The sequence below is a fragment of the Halomonas sp. B23F22_20 genome, from assembly GCF_043496985.1.
GTDB lineage: Bacteria > Pseudomonadota > Gammaproteobacteria > Pseudomonadales > Halomonadaceae > Halomonas.
The window spans coordinates 1-685 of the sequence record NZ_JBIEKH010000092.1 but is presented as its reverse complement, the minus strand read 5'-3'; the positions used below and the strand labels follow the sequence as shown (position 1 = coordinate 685).

1 pseudogene is annotated in these 685 nt (G+C 68.5%); it reads right to left on the bottom strand.

What is annotated here, in order from left to right:
• A pseudogene (locus ACGTN6_RS20735) lies at positions 1-683 on the bottom strand (transketolase); the annotation flags it as partial.
• Positions 684-685: the final 2 nt, after the last annotated feature.

Below are 685 nucleotides of genomic sequence, written 5' to 3'. Positions count from 1 at the left end.
TGGCTGCGGGCCAGCTCGATGGCGGCCTTGATCTCTTCGGGCTTGTGGCCGTCGACGGCGGGCACCACGTGCCAGCCGTAGGCCTCGAAGCGCTTGGCGGTGTCGTCGGTGAACCAGCCCTCGACCTCGCCGTCGATGGAGATGCCGTTGTCGTCGTAGAAGGCGATCAGCTTGCCGAGCCGCTGGGTGCCGGCCAGCGAGCTGACCTCATGGGAGATGCCTTCCATCAGGCAGCCGTCGCCGACGAAGCAGTAGGTGTAGTGGTCGACGATCTCGTGGCCGGGGCGGTTGAACTGGGCGGCCAGGGTGCGCTCGGCGATGGCCATGCCCACGGCGTTGGCCAGCCCCTGGCCGAGCGGGCCGGTGGTGGTCTCGACGCCCGGGGCGTAGCCGAACTCGGGGTGGCCGGCGGTCTTGGAGTGCAGCTGGCGGAAGTTCTGCAGCTGCTCCAGGTCGAGGTCGTAGCCGGAGAGGTGGAGCAGGGAATAGAGCAGCATGGAGCCGTGGCCGTTGGAGAGCACGAAACGGTCGCGGTCGGGCCAGTGCGGGTCGGCCGGGTTGTGCTGGAGGTAGTCGTTCCACAGCACCTCGGCGATGTCGGCCATGCCCATGGGGGCGCCGGGGTGGCCGGAGTTGGCCTTCTGGACGGCATCCATGGACAGGGCGCGAATGGCATTGGCCAGTT